Below are 22,486 nucleotides of genomic sequence, written 5' to 3'. Positions count from 1 at the left end.
TTGTATTCATAGTGAGAGGATTTGAATTTGAAATGATAGATAATTTTTGGCGTGATTTACCACGACCATTTTTCGTACTTGCACCAATGGAAGATGTGACAGATGTTGTTTTTCGTCACGTAGTAAGTGAGGCTGGTCGCCCAGATGTATTTTTCACAGAGTTTACAAACTCGGATAGCTATTGCCATCCAGAAGGTATGAAAAGTGTACGTGGCCGTTTAATTTTTACAGAAGATGAACAGCCGGTGGTGGCACATATTTGGGGAGATAATCCTGAATATTTCCGTCAAATGAGTATTGGAATGGCAGAGCTAGGATTTAAAGGCATCGATATTAATATGGGCTGCCCAGTACCGAATGTGGCATCAAGAGGGAAAGGTAGTGGCCTTATTCTCCGTCCAGACGTTGCGGCAGAACTTATTCAAGCAGCAAAAGCCGGCGGACTGCCTGTCAGCGTAAAAACACGACTTGGCTTTAAAGAGCTAAGTGAGTGGGAGGATTGGTTAACGCATATTTTCAAACAAGATATTGCAAACCTTTCTATTCATTTACGTACAAGAGAAGAAATGAGCCAAGTAGACGCGCATTGGGAGCTAATTCCGGAGATCAAAAAATTACGTGACCGCATTGCACCAAATACGCTAATAACAATCAATGGAGACATTCCTGACCGTCAAACTGGAATGGAACTTGCTGAAAAATACGGTATTGATGGCGTTATGATCGGACGAGGAATCTTTAAAAATCCATTTGCTTTCGAAAAAGAGCCGAGAGAACATAGCAGTAAAGAACACCTTGATCTTCTAAGACTGCAGCTTGACCTTCAAGATCAATATGCAGAAGTACTACCACGCTCAATCACAGGGCTTCATCGCTTTTTCAAAATTTATGTAAAAGGATTCCCTGGAGCTGCTGAACTAAGAAATCAATTGATGAACACGAAATCAACTGATGAAGTTCGTGCTTTGCTTGATAAGTTTGAGGCTAGTGTTGATAAGGATGGAGATAGTGAAACAGTGTAACTTTTGAAAGTTAGAGCTGATGGGGTGTAGCGATTTTATGAGTGTTTGTTTCATTTTAATTAAGGTGAACCGTATCATAAGTAAGTGAGGTATTCTATGTAAAACAGGGGTAAGAAAAGAATACAGGAGAAAATCGAAAATGGCAGGTTGATCTTGATTTTCACTGATATTATCATGTTTATTTTATGCCTATAATTGGAGGCCATGTGAATGTTAAGTGATCAGGCGAGATATTCTAGGCTCGCGAATATAACAAAAATAATAAATACAAAATTAGAACTACGTGAAGTATTGCAGCGTGTAACAATGGCGATATCAGAGGAGATTGTTAGGTGCAACGCTGTTGGAATTTATTTACCCCAGGAAGATGGAACATTTAGAGGGTTTGCAGGAAAACCAGAGACCATAAATGGCGTAACGCTCGATACTCAAGTAATTGATCCTGAAATAGACTTACTGGCAAAAGAAGTTATTGAAACCAAAAAAACCATCTATATCCCTGATACCTCAAAGGATCATCGGCCGGATCCGAGACCAGTTGATGCGTTCAAAATTAAGTCCTTATTAGCCCTGCCTATCTCATTTGGGCAGGAGTTATTTGGTCTGGTTTTTTTATTTGATTATGGAACTCCAATGAACTTAACAGATTCAGAAATTCAAAGTGTTGAAGCTTATGTAAATATGGCTGCGGTCGCAATTCAAAACGCAAATAATTTAACACAAAAGGAAAACCTTATTGCCGAGAAGCAGCTGTTACTAAATGTTACCCGTGATTTATCAATGTGTTCCTCGATACAGGAGAGTTTTGATAAATGTTTTTTTTACTTAGGACAGATTTTAGAGAGTAAAAACATGGCTGCCCACCTTTTAGACCCGCTAGACAAAACAACGATTAAAACAACGAAGTTAAGCAAGGACTGTGATTGGACAGAAGCAGATTGGATGGAGAAAAGCTATGAAGCCAAGATCCAAGAGGTTATTCAAACAAAAAATATAGATAGTAAGGGTCTACTGATGATTCCATTGGTTTCAATGGGAGAAGTATTAGGGGTAATCGTCGTTGGCAAAGAGGGAAAAGCTCACAATTACGATAATTCCCAAATTCAACTGGCAAAATCTATCGTTGATGCCACAGCTCCTACGTTGTCAACCTTGTTATATATGGATCAACTTGAAAGCATGGTGGAAGAGCGAACGAGAGAACTAGCTGCTGCTAATAAAAAAGTTACAAGTGTGATTGAAAGTATTACGGATGGATTCTTTACTTTGAATAACAAATGGGAATTTACGTACGTAAATAAGCATCAATATTTTCCACAAAGAAAAACAGCAAAAGATGTATTAGGCAAGAATATACGGGAGGTTTTCCCGAGTAGCGTCGACACAGTTATGTATAAGGAATTTCATCGTGCAATGTCAGAGCGAACTACAGTTCATTTCGAATTTCTTTCTACCTCTGATGAATATTGGCACGAAGTTATTGCATACCCGTATGATGATGGTATTTGTTGTATTTTTAAAAACATAACGGAAAAAAAGCAATATGAGCAGGAATTGAAAAGGTTATCCAACATAGATTTAATAGGGCAAATGGCAGCAGGTATCAGCCATGAGATTAGAAATCCAATGACAACAGTACGAGGATTTTTGCAGTTATTAAAAGAAGAGCACACCTATGAGAAACATAATAAGTACTTTAATTTAATGATTGAAGAACTTGACCGTGCCAATTCTATTATTACTGAATTTCTCTCAATCGGTAATACAAGGAAATCGGATTTGCAGATGTTAGATTTAAATTCAATTATCCACGATATTATTCCTTTAATAAAGATTGATACGTATAATCAAAATAAATATATTCAAGTCGATACAAATGACATTCCGGAATTATTTTTAAATCGTAATGAGATACGACAATTATTAATAAACCTATACCGTAATGGCTTAGAAGCGATGAGCACAGGGAAAGTTCTAACCATTAGCACCTACAAGGAAGGTCAAAATTGTGTGGTACTTGCAGTGCGGGATCAAGGAAAAGGTATCAGGCCTGAAGTATTAGAGAAACTGGGTACTCCATTTTACACGACCAAAGATAATGGAACTGGATTGGGGTTAGGCATATGTTATGCCATTGCTGCCCGTCATAATGCAAAAATAGAAATTCAAACAGGATCGGAAGGCACTACCTTTTTTGTTAAATTTAATTATGAAAATAATGAACAATAACCTCATTTAGATTAGGTACGGTGAACCGTACCACAAATAAAAAGTAAAACCTAAGTAAACATAATCAATATATTTCACCTGAATTTTGCGTAACATTCATGTTTGAGTTGCCCACTAAATTAGAGTTGCATAAAAAGAAATGGACTAACCTATATCAGGTTAGTCCATTTTCAAGTGTGTTAATTCATTGTAAATCTCCATCCGTAATTTCGCACGATTATCCCATCTTTTTGTGCTTTATTAACATCATCTTCAAAGGAAGGAGCTATCCCATTACCAACTAAAATACCTTTTACAGTATTTAATTTCAATTCTTCTTTACATAGCTTAATGTAACCTTTAATTTGTTTTAATGCATTTCTATCAATAGGCCCTTTCTTAATTTCTACTACAATAAATTCGTTATTAGAAGTATCTCTTAGTAACAAATCTAAACGTGATTCATCTGAGAAGACATGCTGTGATTTTTCAAGTGTATAGTTTGCATCAAGTATTGCAGGGTTAGAAATGATGAATTTTTCGATATCTCTTTCTAAAATTTGAAATACTTCTTCAGCGGTTAAAATTCTATTAGTAAGTCTACCTTTAGACTCGTTTTCCATAATTAAATCTAACAATAAATTGATATCAGATTGATTCAATGCTTTCCAAGTGCGAAGAGCAGAAGAAATTGCATTTAACAAGTTTTGATTAGGATTAAGATTTGCAGGCCTTGATAATTTACTTAATAATTCAGGTGTAATTTCCAAAGGAACTTGAAGGACTTTAGATTGAATAGGATTTCCAAACGCAATACATTCGCTTGGTGTCAGTTGCTTTATCTCTTTCTTTAGGTGAGGATTATCATATTTATTCATTATTAGTCGATTCTGTTTGATATCTTTTATAAGCGTGACCTCTTCGACCACATAATATGCGGTTATATAGCGCTTGTTATGTATTGTTTTATGAAAGAATAGAAAATCTCCCTTTTGTACTTTTAGGAGCTTTTCGGTATTAGATCCCGACTCTCCATATGTATATTCTGTTAGCACTGGGTCCTCATGTCCGAAGTTTCGTTCAGCATCTTTATAACCAATTAGATAATTCAATATTGATTCCCTCTCATATTAACTCTAGTATCATTATAATTTAATTGGGTTAAAATGGATAATTCAAAGTACCTAAACAACATATGTTGCTGTTTTAAAATCATCCCCAAAGGCATTAATCCACCTAAGACTACAAAACCAACCTCTAAAATGTTAAAGTAGTAACTTAACGACATTAATTTACACATGCTAAAAGCATTACTATAATCAACATTTCAGGAGGACAAACAATGGCTATAAGTAATAATGATATATTAATTCGAGTAAGATATGCTCTGGATATAAAAGATACAGATATGGTGGAGATATTTAAACTTGGTGGCGTTGAAGTAACAAAAGAAGAAGTGCGAAAGATGCTGACAAAATTAAAAAACAGTTACTATGATGAAGTTGATGATATTGATGTAGTTGAATATGATTACGAAATAAAATGCAATAATGTTATGTTAGAGTCATTTTTGAATGGTTTTATTACTTTTAAAAGAGGAAAACAAGATCCAAAACCAGGGCAATCGGATAGACAAGCGATGTCTTTAAAGAGTAATGGAAGTGTTAATAATCTCGTTCTAAAAAAATTGAAGATAGCACTATCATTAACAAGTGAAGATATGCTTGATATATTAGAAGACGTAGGAGTCATTGTAACAAAAGGAGAATTAAGCGCTCTATTAAGAAAAGAAGGCCATAAGAATTACAAAGAGTGCGGTGATAGATACGCAAGGAATTTCTTAAAGGGATTAGCTGTAAGCTATAGAGGATAAGAAATAAGCATTGTAACATTTATGATAAAGCAGTAAATGATATAATAGGTAGAGTAGGACGTTTGTATCCTACTCTTTTTTATTTGTAAAAATAATTATGAATGAATACGTTAGGTGATGAAATGATACATACATATTTAGGTGAGACAATTAATTTTCATATAACTTATAAGAAGAAAAAGTCCGTGCGTCTTTTTGTAGATTCTTATGGAAATGTTGAGGTGCAAGCTCCAAAAGGAACGCCTGTTGAATACTTAGTCCAATTGTTAGAGGAGAAATGGGATTGGATTCAGAAAACACGTAAGGAAATGCAGGAGCGAGCGCTTGGACCACAGGAAAAGGATTATGATCAAGGAGAGGGTTTTCTGTATTTAGGAAACACATATCCGATACAGGTTTCCCAAGATGCAAGTATTGAACAAGACAATGCATTGTTTGAAGAGGATAAGCTACATATTTATGTGAAAGAGCTTAAGGATGAGAAAATACAACAAGCTTTAAAACGATTTTACTATAAGCAGTGTAAGGCGTTAGTAGAGAAGAGTATTAAAGCACATCAAAATAACTTTAAAACAAAACCACGTTCTATTCGTATTACAGATAGTACGCGGACGTGGGGAACTTGTGATTCAAATTTACAATTAACGTTTAATTGGAAGCTAGCAATGGCACCTCAGAGGGTAATTGATTATGTAGTTGTTCATGAAATGTGTCATATGGTCCATTTAAATCATGATCGATCTTTTTGGCGACTTGTCGGGAAGATAATGCCTGATTATAAGGAAATGGAGAACTGGTTAGCGTTATCTAGTTGGAAGATGACGGTTTAGTTATTACTTTGGATTGTGGAATGAAATAAAGTAGAACCCTAATGAATTAGGGTTCTTTTTGCATATAGATTATCGTCCGAACTTCACAATGAAAGCTTCATCCACTTTCTCCATCTCATACCCACGATACCCCTCCAAAAGCAACGCCAGCTGTCCACCAGCATCACTCATCGGAATACTCTTAACATCCGTCCAATTGCTTTCTTTATCCTTACGCAACTCCTTCACAAAAACATACCGCATACTACCGCTATACTTCTCCTTCAGCGCAGCAATCTCCATCCCTTGTGCAAACTTATCCTTTAAACTCGGAATGTTGAAAGGTGCAACGGTGCAGCAAACGTAATCGTATTTGCTGTCTTCTTTTTCTAATTTATCCATGATGACTGTTGCTAATATTTTTTGCATGCCATTTCCTCGGCAGTTTGGGTGAACGTTTGAGATTTCTTGATAGATGACGCGGTGTAGCTGACTTTCTGGTAGACCAATATCAAGCCCTAAATGTTCATCTTCGATAGGAGGGACTAGTAGGGCACGAAATGCGATGAGCTCGTTTTCTATAAAGGCACCAATCATCATGCCGTTTCCTTCTAGAATGTATTGAAATTCTTCTAGCGAGAGTGGTTGTAAACGACCTTTATCTTCTAGCGCTTCAACTACAACGTTTTGTAATGATAAAATTTGTTCGATATGTTCTAAAGATAGTAATGTAACGTGAAATGGATCGTTGTTTTGTTTTAATTTTCCTTCGTAAAGAATGTTCATGGTGTAGTCCTCCTTTAGCGTACAACGTCTTGAAAGACGGTTAATTCTTGTAATGTATTTTCGTTTATTTCAATGCCGAGTCCCGGCTTTTCGTTTAAGCGAATAAATGGTACGTCGTAATGTAAGTTTCCGATGTCTTTCGTGAATTTTAATGGACCTGTAAGTTCAACGCTTGTAATGATTTTTTTTGAGAAGGCAACATGGAATCCTGCGGAAGAGGCAACAGATGATTCGACCATGGATCCAACTTGGCATTCAATTCCTGCCATTTCAGCTTGATGAGCGAGTTTTACAGCTGGATATATGCCGCCGCATTTCATTAGTTTTATATTCACTTTATCAGCTGCGTCTAATTTAATAATTTGGCGCATTTCACGAGAGCCTTTTAATCCTTCATCAATCATAAGCGTGAGATCTGTTTTAGAACGAATATGAGCCATTGCGTCAATATCGTCTGCGACAACAGGCTGTTCAATCCAGTCGATGTTTAAATGTCCCAATGAACGAAGTGCTGTTAATGTGTTTGCGCTATTTTTCCAGCCTTGGTTTACATCAACGCGAATCGCGATATTATTTCCTACACGTTCACGTACAGCTTCAATTCGTTTTACATCTTCTTTTACATTCGTACCGACTTTCATTTTGAAAGATTGGTAACCTTTCTGAATCATAGAGGCAGCTTCCTCAGCCATATCTTCTGGACCGGCGATACTTAAGACGTGAGTGACAGGAAACTCTTCATGGTAGCGTCCGCCAATTAATTGATATACAGGTTGATTTAATTTTTTACCCATTATATCAAAACAAGCGATATCAATCGCAGCTTTCGCAGTAGGAATACCGTAAATTGTATTGTCCATCATATCGTGTATTTTCTCGATATTCATTGGGTTTTTCCCAATTAGAGCAGGAGCTAGTGTATATTTTAAAACATGGAAAGTACTTTCCCATGATTCACCTGTAACGTGATCATCGGCAACGCCTTCGCCGTAACCGATAATACCTTCATCTGTTTCCATTTTGACGATAATAGAAGGCATATCGGAATAAGAACCATAACTAATAACAAACGGATCGCGAAGTGGTAAACGAATTGCGTAAAGATGAATAGCTATAATTTTCATTGAATAAAGACCCCTTCCTGTTTACAATAGTTTTGTGCATTTGATATAGTTGACGTTAAATAGTCGTTAATTAATAATAAGGAGTTAGAGAAAATGATGATAAAAATTGCGATTGTCGGTTCAAAGGAGTTTATGGAGAATCTGTTACCTATTGCTCATAAACTAGAAGAAATAGAAATTGATCCATATATTTACCTTTATCCGGCAGAATCTTCTGAACTATTAAGGTGTTTAAAACCTTGTGATGTTATCTTTTTCTCGGGTGCCCTACCTTATTATATGGCAAAAGAAATAAGAGAACAATTACGAATTCCAAGTACGTACTTACAGCAAGATGAGACAACTATTGCATCTTCACTACTTTCCATCATATATCATCAAAGTATTCCACCACATAAAATTTCAATTGATTTAGTAGATTGTTCGTTTATTACAAATGTGTTCCATGATATCGGTCTGAAAGAAACGCCGCAAGTGATGGATTATGAAAATATGTTATGGAGTAATGATGAAATTAAGAGCATCATTGATTTTCATTTAGCTAAATATCAATCAGGAGAGGTTGATTTAGCTTTAACTAGTATTCACGCTGTCTACGATGAACTTCAAAAAATAGGTATTCCTTCAGAGCGTATGATAGATCCGACGCAATCAATTATACATGGGTTAAAAGATGCAAAAATAAAAGCTGAGTTAGCAAAAAGCCATTCAGCTACTGTTGGTGCTTGTCTTATATCCTTTATAGAGTTACAAGAAAGCTCGCTTGAAAAATTAAATGTAATTTCAAAAGAATTACGTGGTGCATTTAAACAAGTTGATGAAATGACTTTTATTTTGTATACAACTCGTGGTGATATCGAATCGAGTATAAAAACAAATACGATAGATCGTTTATTTACGAATATAGAAGGGGCGGTATCTATTGGATTTGGTTACGGAAAAACAGTAAATGAAGCGGAACAAAATGCAAAAATCGCTCAAGGTTTTGCGGAAAATAATCCGATAGAGCGCCGCTTTTATATACTAACAAGTGATAAAGAATTATTTGGTCCGTTCCCGAAAGAACAGAGAGTACAAAGTTTAAAAAACGATAACCCTGAATTAATGAAAATAGCGAAAGAAACGAAGCTTAGTCCTGCAAACTTGTCAAAAATTATTCAATTTAGTCAGTCGCATCCATCATTGAAATTTACAGCAGCCGATCTTTCTGAGTACTTACAAGTGACTCGGCGATCGACGGAAAGGCTGTTAAAGAAATTAGTTGATTACAGGTATGCCAATATTTGCGGCGAGGAAATGCCCTATCAACAAGGGCGCCCTCGTGCAATATATGAGCTGAATTTACCATTGTATTCGTTTCAAAAATTTTAAGCTTCTAGTTGCGCTTTTTGTTTTTTCAATAGGTCTGCTTTTTCAATATCCGATAGCTTCGTAATTGTGAAGCCAGTTATACCATAAATGATTGAAATAATAGGTACGATGAAATTCAATATAGCATAAGGAGCATATTCGAATGCACCGACTCCAAGTGTTGCGAGTATAAATACACCACATGTATTCCAAGGTACGAAAACAGAAGTTAATGTTCCACCATCTTCTAGTGCTCTGGATAAATTTTTGGAATGTAGTCCTTTTTCTGTGTACGCATTTGCATACATTCTTGAAGGAACAACAATCGAAATATATTGTTCAGAGCAAGTAATATTCGTTGCAAAGCAAGATGCGATAGTAGAAGCGATAAGTCCTTTTGATGATGTCGCTAATTTTAAAATTTGATTTACAATTGAGCGAAGAATGCCAGTATGTTCTAGTACTCCTCCGAAAGTCATAGCGACAATTGTCATAGAGACTGTATTCATCATAGAGCTTAAGCCACCACGGTTAAATAGTTCGTCTACTAGCTTGTTTCCAGTGTCTATAACAAATCCACTTTGGAGTGCACCGACAGCTGATGAGACAGAACCACCTTGAATAAAGACTTGTGATAAGAATCCTAAAATAACACCTACGAGAATAGCTGGTATAGCAGGGACTTTTTTAGCGACCAATACCATAACGACTACGGGTATAATTAATAGGAAAGGTGAAATAACAAAGTTTTGTTGCAATACTTGTAACGTTTGATCGATGCTTTTTGCATCAATATTGTTAGCACCAAAGCTTCTTCCTAAGAACGCATAAACGATAAGAGTAATAATTAAACCTGGAATTGTAGTAAATAACATATGACGAATATGTGTGAATAAATCTGTATTTGTTAATCCTGCAGCTAAGTTTGTCGTGTCTGAAAGCGGTGACATTTTATCGCCGAAATAAGAACCGGAAATTATAGCACCGGCAACCATTGGAGCTGGGATTCCCATACTTAGGCCAATTCCCATTCCTGCAACACCAATTGTTCCCATTGTGGACCAAGAGCTACCGATTGCGAGTGCAACAATAGAACAAATAATTGTAATTGAAACTAAAAATAGTGATGGAGTTAAAAGATTTAAACCGTAATAAATCATTGTTGCGACGATTCCGCCGCCAATCCAAGCACCGATCGTTAAACCTACAAGAATAATGATAACGATAGCGGGTAATGCGAGGCGAATTCCTTTATACATTGCTTCTTCAATGTCGTTCCATTTGTAACCGTAACGCCAGGCAACGATAGAAGCAACGGTTGTACCGATAATAAGTGGGACGTGAGGGCTTTGTTTTAATACAACAATTGTAACCATCATAACTGCAACTGTAATGATAATAGGGATAATTGCTACTCCAAAAGGTATTTCTTTTTTCATAAAATGCCTCCTCATTATGCATGTTTGTATTTTTAGAATTGTCGCAAAATAGACGTTTATTAAGTTATAATAACTAAAAATATATGCAAGCGTCAATAAAAAACAGAAAATAAGGAATGTTCTATCTGTATGGATATCTTTATAAAATGAGTAAATATGGGTATTAATAGCATTTTAAAATAAACAATTGACTTTTTTCTTAAAATTCAATATGTTCATAAAAACATCTGTTTTTTCAGAAATATAATTAACTTTAATGGTTTGTAATTTGGGAAGGAGAATGAAAAGTTGAAAACATTAGAACTACAAGAGCGTTTAACTGAAATTTTTCAGCATTTACATGAAAATCCTGAAGTAAGCTGGAAGGAATATGAAACGACAGCTTATATTACTAACTTTCTAAAAGAAGAAGGAATTTCATATAAAATATTTGATGATTGCCCTGGCGTGATTGCTGAAATCGGAAGCGGGAATCCGGTTATCGCGATTCGTGCTGATATGGATGCGCTATGGCAAGAAGTAGACGGAGAATTTAAAGCGAATCACTCATGCGGCCACGATGCTCATATGACAATTGTGATGGGCCTTATTTTACAATTGAAAAATATGAGATGGGATAGCGGTACTGTTAGATTTATTTTTCAGCCGGCAGAGGAAAAAGGAAATGGTTCCTTGAAGATGGTAGAGAAGGGCGCCGTGGATGATGCAGATTTCTTATTTGGTGTTCATTTAAGGCCGATTGAAGAACTGCCTTTGAAACAAGCTGCACCATCTATTCGTCACGGAGCAGCAGGATTTTTAGAAGGTATGATTCATGGGGATGATGCACATGGAGCGAGACCACACCAAGGTATAAATGCAATTGACGTTATTTCGATAATCAATATCGGATTGAAAAATATATGGTTACCGCCACAGACGTCTTATTCTGTTAAGATGACGAGATGCCAAGCTGGTGGCGATAATTTAAATATTATCCCAGGGAACGGTCAATTTGGTTTAGATGTGAGGTCGGAAAGTAATATATTACTAGATGAATTAAAGAGAAAGATAGAGCACGTTATAGAGTCAGCTGAATCAATGGGTTCGAAAATTTCTTACGAATGGGTCGATCTTGTACCGGGAGCAGAAGTTTCAGAAGAAGCTGAGCAATTTATGCGTGAAGGAATTCTTGAAGTGTACGGGGAAGAGGGATGCACAGGACCGCTGTATACGACTGGAAGCGATGATTTCCACTACTACACAGTGAAGAGACCACATTTAAAAGCTGTCATGCTGGGACTAGGGGCAAACCTACAACCTGGATTACACCATCCGTATATGAAGTTTGATCATAGCTGTATAATGGATGGAGTAGAAATATTGAAACAAACTGTATTGAAAGTATTAGAAAACAGGGGCTAGAAAGCTCCTGTTTTTTTGTAGAAATTTGTCGGAATGTCGATATATTTTCATTTGCGACAATATAATTTCACGTACTGATTAATTTGATAAAAAATAAGCATTCAGTACGTGGTGTATAATAATAGTAATATTTCTTAATAGGAGCAAACGAATGAACGAACAATATTACGATGCTGTATTACATATAAAAACTGTAGGTGAGCAAAAAGGCTTTAATAAGTCTATGCATTACCACCGCTATGAGCCAACGCCATATAGTGGGTTAGAGGAATTGTTGAGCCAATACGAAATTAAAAGTAGTGATCGAATTGTAGACTTTGGATGCGGAAAAGGGCGGCTAAACTTTTACATGCACCATAAGTGTGGTGCATCAGCGGTTGGGATTGAAATGAATGAAGAGTTTTATAAAGAAGCAATGGAAAACCGTGAGCGTTATGCAAGGAAGGTAAGAAACAGTAAAGATAAAATTCAGTTTGAATGTTGTTTAGCGCAAGAATACGAGATTGATCCGCGTGATAACCAATTTTATTTCTTCAATCCATTTTCTGTACAAGTTTTTATGAATGTAGTAAATAACATTTTGCTTTCGGTAGAAGCGGCGGAGAGAGAAATTGATATTATTTTATATTATCCTTCTGAAGATTATATTTTCTTCTTGGAGAATCAGACGGCATTTGAATTGAAGAAGGAAATTAGGTTGCCAGGAGCGTATGAGAAGAATGGAAATGAGAGGTTTTTAGTGTATAGATTGGGGTGTTAATGTATGGGTGTTTGGGGAGTAGCGATATTGTCAGATGATATTGCTAAAGATATTCAGTTAATTTATAAGGATTTGTTGGGAAATGAATATTCAAATGAAGAAGCAAGTAGGATTGTAATTGAGGAATATCAGACTGAACTAGATGATGAAGAGATACTTGTTTTTTGGTTAGCATTTGCTTACATACAATGGAAGTTAGGAAGGCTTCAAGAGAATGTTAAACATGAGGCATTGCAAATAATAGAGGGCGGTGAAGATTTAGCCCGGTGGAAGGATGAACCTAAATTACAGAGAAAACGTGAAGTAGTCTTAAATAAACTTAGGGAACAGTTACATTCTCCGCAGCCACAAGCTAAAAAAGTACCGAAGAGATTTATAGCAAATACTTCTTTAAAAGCAGGTGATGCTGTTAGTTACAAATTAGTATCGGGGAATTATATTATTCTGAAAGTCATTGAGATTATTGAGGAATGGTACGGGGATCAATATCCTCTATTTGAAATGTGTGATTGGGAAGGCAAAGAAGTTCTCTCAAAGGAACAAATTGACCAATTAGACTTAAAGAAAAGGATTTATGAAGATGGAAAGCAGGAAATAATTAAGCTCGCTATTTATCCTTCAGGAAAAAGAGATAACCCAGCTAAAAGAATACAAGTAGTAGCAGAAGATGTAAAGGTAGTATTGGATATAGAACCACCTTATGATTTAATATGTTGGAAGGAATTTGACGACCATTTACATACAATGTAATAAAGAAGACGTGCTACCTATTGGTAGCGCGTCTTTTACTCACGTCTGTTTGATTAGTTACGGATTAAGTAATCAAATGCACCTAAAGCTGCATTCGCTCCTGAACCCATAGAGATGATGATTTGTTTGTACGGATTATTTGTACAGTCACCTGCAGCAAACACTCCTGGTACGTTTGTAGCGCCGTGCTTATCTGTTACGATTTCACCGCGAGCGCGTTCAACAGTTTCGCCTAACCAGTCTGTGTTTGGCACAAGACCGATTTGAACGAATACACCTTGTAATTCAACGTGATGAACTTCTTCAGTTTCACGATCGATGTAAGAAATACCGTTTACTTTGTCAGTACCAGTGATTTCTTTCGTTTGAACGTTTTTCAGAACAGTTACGTTTGGTAAGCTGTTAAGACGCTCTTGTAATACAGCATCAGCTTTTAATTCTGGCATGAATTCAAGAACAGTTACGTGCTTAACAATACCTGCTAAGTCGATAGCTGCTTCAATACCAGAGTTACCGCCGCCAATAACCGCTACATCTTTTCCAATGAATAATGGACCGTCACAGTGTGGGCAGTATGCTACACCTTTGTTTTTGAACTCAGCTTCACCTGGTACGCCAACATTACGCCAGCGAGCACCTGTTGAAACGATTACGCTCTTACTTTTCAGAATAGCACCGTTTTCAAGTTCCACTTCAATAAGTTCTTTTTTCTCTAAACGTTTTGCACGTTGTAGATTCATTACATCGATGTTGTATTCTTTTACGTGCTCTTCAAGACTTGCTACTAGCTTAGGACCTTCAGTGCGTTTTACGCTGATGAAGTTCTCAATACCCATAGTATCCATTACTTGACCACCGAAGCGCTCAGCAACGATACCAGTGCGGATGCCTTTACGTGCTGCATAAATTGCTGCACTTGCACCAGCTGGGCCGCCACCAACAACAAGAACATCGTATGGATCTTTATCAGAAAGCTCTGATGCATCTGGACCGTTACCCATTTTAGCTAAAATTTCTTCAAGTGTCATACGACCGCTTCCGAAAGATTCGCCGTTTAGGTAAACAGTTGGTACTGCCATGATGTCTTTGCTTTCTACTTCCTCTTTGAATGCAGCGCCATCAATCATAGTATGTGTAATACCAGAGTTTAGAACGCTCATCACGTTAAGAGCTTGTACAACATCAGGACAGTTATGACAACTTAGGCTGATATAAGATTCAAAATGATATTCGCCTTGAATGTTTTTGATTTGATCGATTAATTTTTGTTCAACTTTTGGAGCACGTCCACTAACTTGTAGTAAAGCTAACACTAATGAAGTAAATTCGTGTCCTAATGGAATACCAGCGAATACGACACCAGTGTCTTCGCCAGGGCGATTTACGCTAAAGCTTGGTGTTCTCTCTAGTTCAACTTTTTCTACTGTAATCTTAGATGACATAGTAGCTAATTCATCTACTAGAGATAACATATCTTTAGATACGTTATCGTCTCCTGCGCTTACTTTAAGTAAAATATCGTTCTCCATTAACTGAAGGTATTGGGATAGTTGTGTTTTTATATCTGCATCTAGTATCATTTTGATCGAACTCCTTAGATTTTGCCTACAAGGTCAAGGCTTGGTTTAAGTGTTGCAGAACCCTCTTGCCATTTAGCTGGACAAACTTCACCTGGGTTGTTACGTACGTATTGAGCTGCTTTAATTTTGTTAACAAGAATGCTTGCGTCACGGCCGATACCGTCAGCATTGATTTCCATAGATTGGATAACGCCGTCTGGATCAATGATGAATGTACCACGAGCAGCAAGACCTTCTTCTTCAATTAAAACGTTGAAGTTACTAGTGATTGTGCGAGTTGGGTCACCAATCATAATGTATTCGATTTTGCCGATAGTTTCTGAGCTATCATGCCATGCTTTGTGAGTGAAGTGAGTGTCTGTAGATACAGAGTATACTTCAACGCCTAAGTCTTTTAGAGTTGCATATTGGTTTTGTAGGTCTTCAAGTTCAGTTGGACAAACGAATGTGAAGTCTGCTGGGTAGAAACAAACCACACTCCATTTTCCTTTTAAACTTTCGTCAGTAACTTGGATAAATTCTCCATTATGGTAAGCATTAGCTTTAAACGGTTTTACTTCTGTGCCGATTAATAACATATTAAAATTCCTCCTAAAGGTTGGTTTTGAGCATCGGAAATTAGTGTGCTCATAAAATATATTTTTTAATTAACTATAATAATTCTAATTCGATATTAATTATCATATAGAAGTGGTTATTTTGTCAAGAGAATAAACCAACTTTATACCAATTTAATTAATATTTATTCTCAATTAAGGCTATTAGGGAATTAAAAGGTAAATTTCATGTCATAAATTTTCAATGAGTGTTTGAAAGAGTAGTATGTATGTTAGAGACATGGTGTAAGTGTAAATTCTTAGGAAGGAAATCTTTCTTGGAAGTTGTGGAATTGAAAAGTAACTGCTTATTTTATTGTACAAAGAATTGTGCAATAAATAAAACAAAATGTATCGGAATCTTTTTGAACAATTTTTGTCATCTCAAATATATAATTAGGAAGTATATTGTAATGATAGTTAGAAACATTGACTCAAAGTGCTAACAAGATATAATAAAACCTAGATATACATTTCAAAAAGAAGAACATATATTATATGATAAAAAAATTTTAACCCTATTATTTTTTATAGCTTTTAGAAAACGCTTACAATCGGTATGGAGGGGAAACCATGTCTAAGTTCACGAAGTATTTTTTAATGGAAGCTAAAGATGTGATTGCATATGTGAAAGAGAAATTATCTAAGTTTGAACAGGCAAAGGGGCTAAAGTGCAAAGAAATAGGTGATGGTAATTTAAATTATGTGTTTCGCGTTTGGGATGAAAAAGAGAACATTTCTGTCATTGTAAAGCAAGCTGGGGATACAGCGCGTATTTCAGATGAGTTTAAGTTATCGACGAATTGTATTCGTATAGAATCAGATGTTTTGCAGTTAGAGGAAAAGTTAGCGTCTGGACTTGTTCCAAAGGTGTATTTATTTGATAGTGTGATGAATTGCTGCGTAATGGAAGATTTATCAGATCACACAATATTGCGTACAGCACTTATAAATCATCAAATATTTCCGAGGCTTGCTGACGATTTAACTACTTTTATGGTAAACACTCTTCTATTAACATCAGATGTTGTAATGAATCATAAAGAAAAGAAGGAACTCGTGAAGAATTATATAAATCCCGAGTTATGTGAGATTACAGAGGACCTCGTATATTCAGAGCCATTCACAAATCATAATAAACGCAACGAATTGTTTCAATTAAATGAAGGATGGATTAGAGAGCATATTTATAGTGATAAAGAGCTTCGTATGGAAGTAGCAAAACTTAAGTTTTCTTTTATGACGAATGCACAGGCGCTGCTTCACGGTGATTTACATACTGGTTCTGTTTTTGTAAAAAGTGATTCTACAAAGGTTATTGATCCTGAATTTGCTTTTTATGGACCTATGGGATATGACGTTGGGAATGTAATGGCGAATTTAATGTTTGCTTGGGTGAATGCAGATGCAGTGATGCAATCTGGTATTGAGAAAGATACATATATGAATTGGATAGAATCTACCATGATAGATGTAATTGATTTATTTAAGAAGAAGTTTTTAGATGCTTGGGATATTCATGTGACAGAGATTATGGCGAAGGAAGAAGGCTTTAACCGAGTTTATTTACAATCTGTATTAGAGGATACAGCTGCAGTGACGGGTCTTGAGTTAATTCGTCGTATTGTTGGTCTAGCGAAGGTAAAGGATATTACTTGTATTGAGAATGATGCAGCGCGTGCTAGAGCGGAGCGAATTTGTCTTCAGGCAGCGAAGAAGTTTATTTTACAAGCGAATCAATATAAAGCAGGTAGCAGCTTTGTAGAAACGTTAAAAAAACAGTCAATGCATAGTGCGAAGTAAGGGGAGAAGATAATGGCAGAGCAATTAATATCAATTCAGTGGAAAGGTGATGCTTTAGTGCTATTGGATCAAACGGTATTACCGAACGAAGTAGTCTATGAATCTTTTAAAACGGCTGAAAGTGTATGGGATGCGATTCAAGTAATGAAAGTACGAGGAGCGCCGGCAATAGGTGTTTCAGCAGCCTACGGTGTGTATTTAGGAGTAAAGGAAGTTGCTAAAAGTTCGGCGGAAGAATTCATAGCGGAAGTAAAAAAAGTATGTGCATACTTAGCGACATCAAGACCGACGGCAGTAAATTTATTTTGGGCGCTTGAAAGAATGGAAAGTGTAGCGAAAGAGAATGCTCACTTATCAATCTCGCAGTTGAAAGATAGATTATTAGAAGAAGCAAAAGAGATTCATAGAGAAGATGAAGAAATTAACCGTCAAATTGGAGAACATGCATTAACATTATTCCATGATGGAATGGGGGTATTAACGCATTGTAATGCAGGTGCGTTAGCAACGACTAAGTATGGTACTGCGACAGCTCCAATGTACTTAGCGAAAGAAAAAGGATGGGACTTAAAAATCTATTCGGATGAAACACGCCCTAGATTACAAGGTTCAACGTTAACAGCATTAGAACTGCAGCGAGCGGGAATTGATGTCACTGTCATTACAGATAATATGGCAGCAATGGTCATGTCACAAGGGAAAATTAATGCAGTAATCGTTGGATGTGATCGTGTAGCAGCAAATGGGGATGTAGCAAATAAAATTGGAACATTAGGTGTTTCGATTTTGGCTAAATATTATAACATTCCGTTTTATGTAGCAGCACCAACGCCGACAATTGATTTGAAAACACTTACAGGAAAAGAAATTCCAATTGAAGAAAGGGATGCTTCTGAAGTGATCAATCGTTTCGGACAATATTCGGCTCCGAAAGAAAGTAAAGTATACAATCCGGCATTTGATGTCACACCACATGAAAATATAACAGCGATTATTACGGAAAAAGGAATTGTGAAAGCACCGTTTATGGAGAATTTAAAAAAGCTATTTTAGTAAGTATATATAGTCAGTCATCATAAGCTTCATACTTAGGGGGATGTATATGTTATTACAAAAAGAAAGAGAAGAAATTGTAGCGTATGGAAAGAAAATGATCTCTAGTGGTTTAACAAAGGGGACCGGGGGAAATATTAGTATTTTCAACCGTGAACAAGGTCTTGTTGCAATTAGCCCAAGCGGCTTAGATTATTATGAAACGACGCCTGAAGATGTAGTTATATTGAATTTAGATGGTGAAGTGATAGAAGGAGAGAGAAAACCATCAAGCGAGCTAGACATGCACCTTATTTATTATAGAAATCGTGAAGATATAAATGCGCTTGTGCATACACATTCTCCTTATGCGAAGACAATCGCATCATTAGGATGGGAACTTCCTGCTGTGTCATATTTAATTGCTTTTGCAGGTCCGAATGTTCGCTGTGCACCGTATGAAACATTTGGTACGAAGCAATTAGCAGAGGCAGCTTTTGAAGGAATGATTGATCGTCGTGCAGTTTTACTTGCGAATCATGGTTTGATGGCTGGTGCAAATAATATAAAAATGGCGTTTACTATTGCAGAAGAAATAGAGTTTTGTGCTCAAATTTATTACCAAACGAAAAGTGTTGGAGAACCGACGTTACTGCCAGAAGATGAGATGGAGAATTTGGCGAAGAAGTTTGAAGGGTATGGGCAGCAGTAGAATGAAACGAAAACACCCTCAAGATTTCACTCTTGAGGGTGTTTTTATGCTTTCTTAAGCAACAAATACATAAAGTAAGGAGCACCAATTAAAGCAACGACAATACCAGCTGGAATACCGCTAGGTTCGACGATATTTCGTCCAATTGTATCCGCTAGTAGCAATAACCACCCGCCGATTAAAACGGCGATTGGCATGAAGATTTGATGCCTTGGACCTACTAAAGATTTCGCGATATGAGGAGCCATTAGTCCGATAAAGCTAATGCCTCCTGTTACGGAAACAGCTGCAGCAGCAAGTGCAACGGCTGCGATTAATAAGTATCTTCGTTCTTTTTCAATTTCAATTCCAACACCGATTGCTACTGGTTCGTTTAATGCTAGTATATTTAATCGATTTGCTTTATAGAAGACAAAAGGGATTAATATGATTAGCCATGGAAGCATTGCTAAAACAAATGTCCAGTCATCTCCCCAAATGTTTCCGGCAATCCATTTTGAAATGAAATCTACTTTCATACGATCTGCAGATGAAATAAGTACAATCATCATTCCAGATAGTGCAAAGGAAAATCCGATACCGGTTAATGTTAATCGTATTGGCTGAAGCCCAGTTGATTTGCTATATGAAAATACGTAAATTAGAACGGCTGTAAGAAAAGCCCCGACAAATCCAACGACTGGTAGTAAGTAAAGAAATGAACCTACGTCTATCGGGAAGTATAGAAAGAAAATAGAAACAGCAACACCGGCACCAGCGTTAATGCCGAGAATACCAGGTTCAGCTAAATCATTTCGGGTAATTCCTTGTAAAATAGCGCCTGATAAAGCGAGCGCCATACCAGCTAATAATGTAATAACAATTCTAGGTAGTCGTAAAGAATATAAAACGAATTCTTCTTTAAATGTACCTTGTCCCATAAGTGTTGGGATTAATCTGTCATAGGAGAGAGAGGCAGAACCGAGCCCCATTCCAATTACAATTGTTGTGATGGTAAGTATAAGTAATGCAAGTATGATAAGGCGTTGTTTCTTTATAATAGATTGCATCATGAGAAAGTTCTTCCCCCTTTACGTACAATGAATAGGAAGAATGGTAATCCTACAATTGCAACGATAGCGGCAACTGGCGTTTCGTACGGAGCGTTAATGGTACGTCCGATTGTGTCTGCAAGTAACATAAAGGAAGCACCAGCGATTGCTGACATCGGAATGACAAAACGGTAATCGGGACCGACAATTGGTCGCACCATATGAGGTACCATTAAGCCAATGAATGCCATATTTCCGACAAGCGCTACAGAAGCACCAGCAAGCAAGATAATAATGATAAATAAAATCGTTTTAATGACGATAATTTTTTGACCAAGTCCAACAGCAACTTCTTCACTGAAACTAAGGACTGTCAATTTTCTTGCAAATAAGATAGCGATAAATATACTGATTGAAATAACCGGAATAATAATTTTTAATTGGCTCCAAGTCGTTCCAATTACGCCTCCAGCTGTCCACATTGATACATCTTGTGAAATTTTAAAATAAATGCCAACACCTTCTGAAATTGCGAGTAGAAATGCTGAAACAGCAGCACCAGCTAATACAATTCGAAGAGGAGAAAGGCCGCCCTTTTTCACCATGCCAATTCCAAATACCATAATAGCGCCAATTGCAGCACCGATAAAGCAAGCTAGTGTTAAGTAAAGGTAGCTTATAGAAGGATTGAAAGCAAGTGTTAGTGCAAGTGCAGCATTTGCACCACCAGTTAGGCCGAGTAATCCTGGATCAGCAAGAGGATTTCGCGTTAATCCTTGCATAATAGCACCAGAAACAGCGAGTCCAGCTCCTACAAAAATAGCAGCAACTTCACGTGGTAAACGTATTTCACGAAGGATAGATAGCTTATCTCCTTTAGCAGAGGAAGTAAGTGCTAACCATACGTCTTTTATAGAAGTATCTGCAGCACCTAACACCATTGCAACCATAAAAATAAGAAAGAATGCAATGATACTCAAAATTAATTTGTATGTAAAAGCGTTGGAACGTAGGGTGTCTTGCTCTTTTTTCATCAGCTTCACATCTTTTCTTTTCATAGAATAAAGGAAGAGGAATTCTTAAATTAAGAATTCCTCATGTTTGAATTATTGACCAAGAAAGCTTTTCTTGAAGAAGTCTAGTTGGAAGTCTAATGTAAGTGGATCATTGAAATAGAATTCCATCATGTTTGCTTCAAATACACGATTATTTTTTACTGCTGGAATGTTTTTATATGATTCTGTCTCTTGGAATGAGTTATCAGTATCTTTGTTTTTACTTACGATTAAGTAATCACCAGCGAACTCAGGTAATACCTCAGTAGATAATGCGTAGTAGCCTTCTTTTAAAGCTTTTTCTTTTACTTTTTCAGGCATTTTTAATTTCATTTCTTGGTAAAGAATTTCTGTTCCACGGCCCCAGTTTTCGCCGTATACGTAAAGCTGTTTGTTGAAGTTTTCAACAACAGAAACTGTTGCATCTTCACCGATCTTCGCTTTAATGTCTTTTCCAGCTGTTTGTGCGCGTTTCTTGAAATCATCAACCCAAGTTTTTGCTTCTTTTTCTTTATTTAATAATTTACCGATTTCTAAATGTTGTGTTAAGTAATCAACTTTTCCGTAAGTGTATGTTACAGTAGGAGCGATTTTCTTTAACTTATCGACATTTTTAATATTTGATAAACCAATAATTAAGTCTGGATTTAATTCTGCAATTTTTTCAACATTCTCATCTGATACTTCAGCAACATTTTTAAGTTTGCTATCGAAACGTGGGTTTTGTTTAGACCATGAATCTACCCCAACAAGGTTTACACCTAATGACATTACGTTACCAGCGAATGATGATAGGACAACAACACGTTGTGGATTTGCTGGAACTTCTACTTTACCATTTTCTGATTGGTATGTAATTGTTTCTGACTTCTTACCTTTTGCGTCGTTCTTCTTGTCTGTTGAACCATTGCTACAAGCACTCATAACAAGGACGAACAGAACTGTTAGTGAAATAAATAATTTTTTCATCGTCTTTCTCCTTTTGATAGATGATATGTGATATACAATAAATTGTTTAGCTTTAATCTTTTGAAAAGTTAGTGGTAATACAAAAGTCTTATTAACAATCTTGAACTTGAGATTTTACCATATAGTATTCGCCATAGTAATAGAAGAAGATGTAATCTCACAGTTGCTAATAATTAAAAAATT

20 protein-coding genes are annotated in these 22,486 nt (G+C 36.4%); 11 read left to right on the top strand and 9 right to left on the bottom strand.

Annotated elements, in window-relative coordinates; all coding sequences use genetic code 11:
• Positions 1-32: 32 nt before the first annotated feature.
• A complete protein-coding gene (locus FT637_RS21600; RefSeq protein ID WP_193648041.1) occupies positions 33-1,022 on the top strand; it encodes a tRNA dihydrouridine synthase in 990 nt (329 codons plus the stop codon).
• Positions 1,023-1,232: 210 nt separating this feature from the next.
• Positions 1,233-3,251, top strand: coding sequence for an ATP-binding protein (locus FT637_RS21595; RefSeq protein ID WP_193648040.1), 2,019 nt, complete (start codon positions 1,233-1,235; stop codon positions 3,249-3,251).
• A gap of 179 nt (positions 3,252-3,430) precedes the next feature.
• Here FT637_RS21595 and FT637_RS21590 read toward each other — a convergent pair whose 3' ends face one another.
• Positions 3,431-4,342: an endonuclease NucS domain-containing protein gene (locus FT637_RS21590; protein WP_193648039.1), complete on the bottom strand. Its 912-nt coding sequence runs from the start codon at positions 4,340-4,342 to the stop codon at positions 3,431-3,433.
• 230 nt (positions 4,343-4,572) lie between these two features.
• On the opposite strand from FT637_RS21590, the gene FT637_RS21585 reads away from it, so the two are divergent.
• Both FT637_RS21585 and FT637_RS21580 read left to right on the top strand, forming a co-directional pair.
• Positions 4,573-5,103 carry a DUF1456 family protein gene (locus FT637_RS21585; protein WP_002010158.1) on the top strand — a complete coding sequence of 177 codons (531 nt, stop codon included), beginning with the start codon at positions 4,573-4,575 and terminating at the stop codon, positions 5,101-5,103.
• Positions 5,104-5,225: 122 nt separating this feature from the next.
• On the top strand, positions 5,226-5,933 hold the full coding sequence (locus FT637_RS21580; RefSeq protein WP_193648080.1) for a M48 family metallopeptidase: 708 nt from the start codon (positions 5,226-5,228) through the stop codon (positions 5,931-5,933).
• A gap of 69 nt (positions 5,934-6,002) precedes the next feature.
• Here the strand turns inward: FT637_RS21580 and FT637_RS21575 are convergent, their stop codons facing one another.
• The gene (locus FT637_RS21575) at positions 6,003-6,698 is read right to left on the bottom strand and encodes a GNAT family N-acetyltransferase (protein WP_193648038.1); all 696 of its coding nucleotides are present in this window, start codon (positions 6,696-6,698) and stop codon (positions 6,003-6,005) included.
• Positions 6,699-6,712: 14 nt separating this feature from the next.
• Positions 6,713-7,822: a mandelate racemase/muconate lactonizing enzyme family protein gene (locus tag FT637_RS21570; protein WP_193648037.1), complete on the bottom strand. Its 1,110-nt coding sequence runs from the start codon at positions 7,820-7,822 to the stop codon at positions 6,713-6,715.
• Between the two features lie 93 nt (positions 7,823-7,915).
• Here FT637_RS21570 and FT637_RS21565 point away from each other — a divergent pair, with 93 nt between their 5' ends.
• The gene (locus tag FT637_RS21565) at positions 7,916-9,193 is read left to right on the top strand and encodes a transcriptional regulator (RefSeq protein ID WP_193648036.1); all 1,278 of its coding nucleotides are present in this window, start codon (positions 7,916-7,918) and stop codon (positions 9,191-9,193) included.
• Here FT637_RS21565 and nhaC read toward each other — a convergent pair.
• Positions 9,190-10,611, bottom strand: a complete 1,422-nt coding sequence (gene nhaC / locus FT637_RS21560; RefSeq protein ID WP_193648035.1) for a Na+/H+ antiporter NhaC — start codon at positions 10,609-10,611, stop codon at positions 9,190-9,192. The two genes, FT637_RS21565 and nhaC, sit on opposite strands and share 4 nt — an antisense overlap.
• A gap of 288 nt (positions 10,612-10,899) precedes the next feature.
• Between nhaC and FT637_RS21555 the strand changes: the two genes are divergently transcribed.
• The 3 genes from FT637_RS21555 (at position 10,900) to FT637_RS21545 (ending at position 13,525) form a co-directional block, all read left to right on the top strand.
• Positions 10,900-12,015: a M20 peptidase aminoacylase family protein gene (locus tag FT637_RS21555; RefSeq protein WP_193648034.1), complete on the top strand. Its 1,116-nt coding sequence runs from the start codon at positions 10,900-10,902 to the stop codon at positions 12,013-12,015.
• Positions 12,016-12,166: 151 nt separating this feature from the next.
• Entirely contained in the window at positions 12,167-12,775 is a 609-nt protein-coding gene (locus FT637_RS21550; RefSeq protein WP_193648033.1) for an SAM-dependent methyltransferase, read from the top strand.
• A gap of 3 nt (positions 12,776-12,778) precedes the next feature.
• The gene (locus FT637_RS21545; RefSeq protein WP_193648032.1) at positions 12,779-13,525 is read left to right on the top strand and encodes a hypothetical protein; all 747 of its coding nucleotides are present in this window, start codon (positions 12,779-12,781) and stop codon (positions 13,523-13,525) included.
• 53 nt (positions 13,526-13,578) lie between these two features.
• On the opposite strand, the gene ahpF is transcribed toward FT637_RS21545, so the two are convergent.
• Complete coding sequence (gene ahpF, locus FT637_RS21540) at positions 13,579-15,105, bottom strand: alkyl hydroperoxide reductase subunit F (protein ID WP_193648031.1); 1,527 nt, start codon at positions 15,103-15,105, stop codon at positions 13,579-13,581.
• Between the two features lie 14 nt (positions 15,106-15,119).
• Positions 15,120-15,683 (bottom strand): alkyl hydroperoxide reductase subunit C, encoded by a 564-nt coding sequence (gene ahpC, locus FT637_RS21535; RefSeq protein ID WP_002115711.1) that lies wholly within the window; start codon positions 15,681-15,683, stop codon positions 15,120-15,122.
• A 591-nt stretch (positions 15,684-16,274) separates the two neighbouring features.
• Between ahpC and mtnK the strand changes: the two genes are divergently transcribed.
• The 3 genes from mtnK to FT637_RS21520 are packed head-to-tail and all read left to right on the top strand — an operon-like array spanning position 16,275 to position 19,248.
• Positions 16,275-17,504, top strand: a complete 1,230-nt coding sequence (gene mtnK, locus FT637_RS21530; RefSeq protein ID WP_193648030.1) for an S-methyl-5-thioribose kinase — start codon at positions 16,275-16,277, stop codon at positions 17,502-17,504.
• 12 nt (positions 17,505-17,516) lie between these two features.
• The gene (gene mtnA / locus FT637_RS21525) at positions 17,517-18,557 is read left to right on the top strand and encodes an S-methyl-5-thioribose-1-phosphate isomerase (RefSeq protein WP_193648029.1); all 1,041 of its coding nucleotides are present in this window, start codon (positions 17,517-17,519) and stop codon (positions 18,555-18,557) included.
• 49 nt (positions 18,558-18,606) lie between these two features.
• The gene (locus FT637_RS21520) at positions 18,607-19,248 is read left to right on the top strand and encodes an L-fuculose-phosphate aldolase (RefSeq protein ID WP_193648028.1); all 642 of its coding nucleotides are present in this window, start codon (positions 18,607-18,609) and stop codon (positions 19,246-19,248) included.
• Positions 19,249-19,292: 44 nt separating this feature from the next.
• On the opposite strand, the gene FT637_RS21515 is transcribed toward FT637_RS21520, so the two are convergent.
• Genes FT637_RS21515 through FT637_RS21505 form a run of 3 tightly spaced genes read right to left on the bottom strand, consistent with a single transcriptional unit; the run spans position 19,293 to position 22,303 of the window.
• The gene (locus FT637_RS21515) at positions 19,293-20,300 is read right to left on the bottom strand and encodes a FecCD family ABC transporter permease (protein ID WP_193648027.1); all 1,008 of its coding nucleotides are present in this window, start codon (positions 20,298-20,300) and stop codon (positions 19,293-19,295) included.
• Entirely contained in the window at positions 20,297-21,337 is a 1,041-nt protein-coding gene (locus tag FT637_RS21510; RefSeq protein WP_193648026.1) for a FecCD family ABC transporter permease, read from the bottom strand. Before FT637_RS21510 ends, FT637_RS21515 begins: the two co-directional genes overlap by 4 nt.
• Before the next feature lie 48 nt (positions 21,338-21,385).
• Positions 21,386-22,303: an iron-hydroxamate ABC transporter substrate-binding protein gene (locus tag FT637_RS21505; RefSeq protein ID WP_193648025.1), complete on the bottom strand. Its 918-nt coding sequence runs from the start codon at positions 22,301-22,303 to the stop codon at positions 21,386-21,388.
• Positions 22,304-22,486: the final 183 nt, after the last annotated feature.

Origin of the sequence: Bacillus cereus, from assembly GCF_015071065.1 — a bacterium.
Taxonomy (GTDB): Bacteria; Bacillota; Bacilli; order Bacillales; family Bacillaceae_G; genus Bacillus_A; species Bacillus_A cereus_BA.
This window is presented reverse-complemented; position numbering and strand designations above follow the sequence as displayed.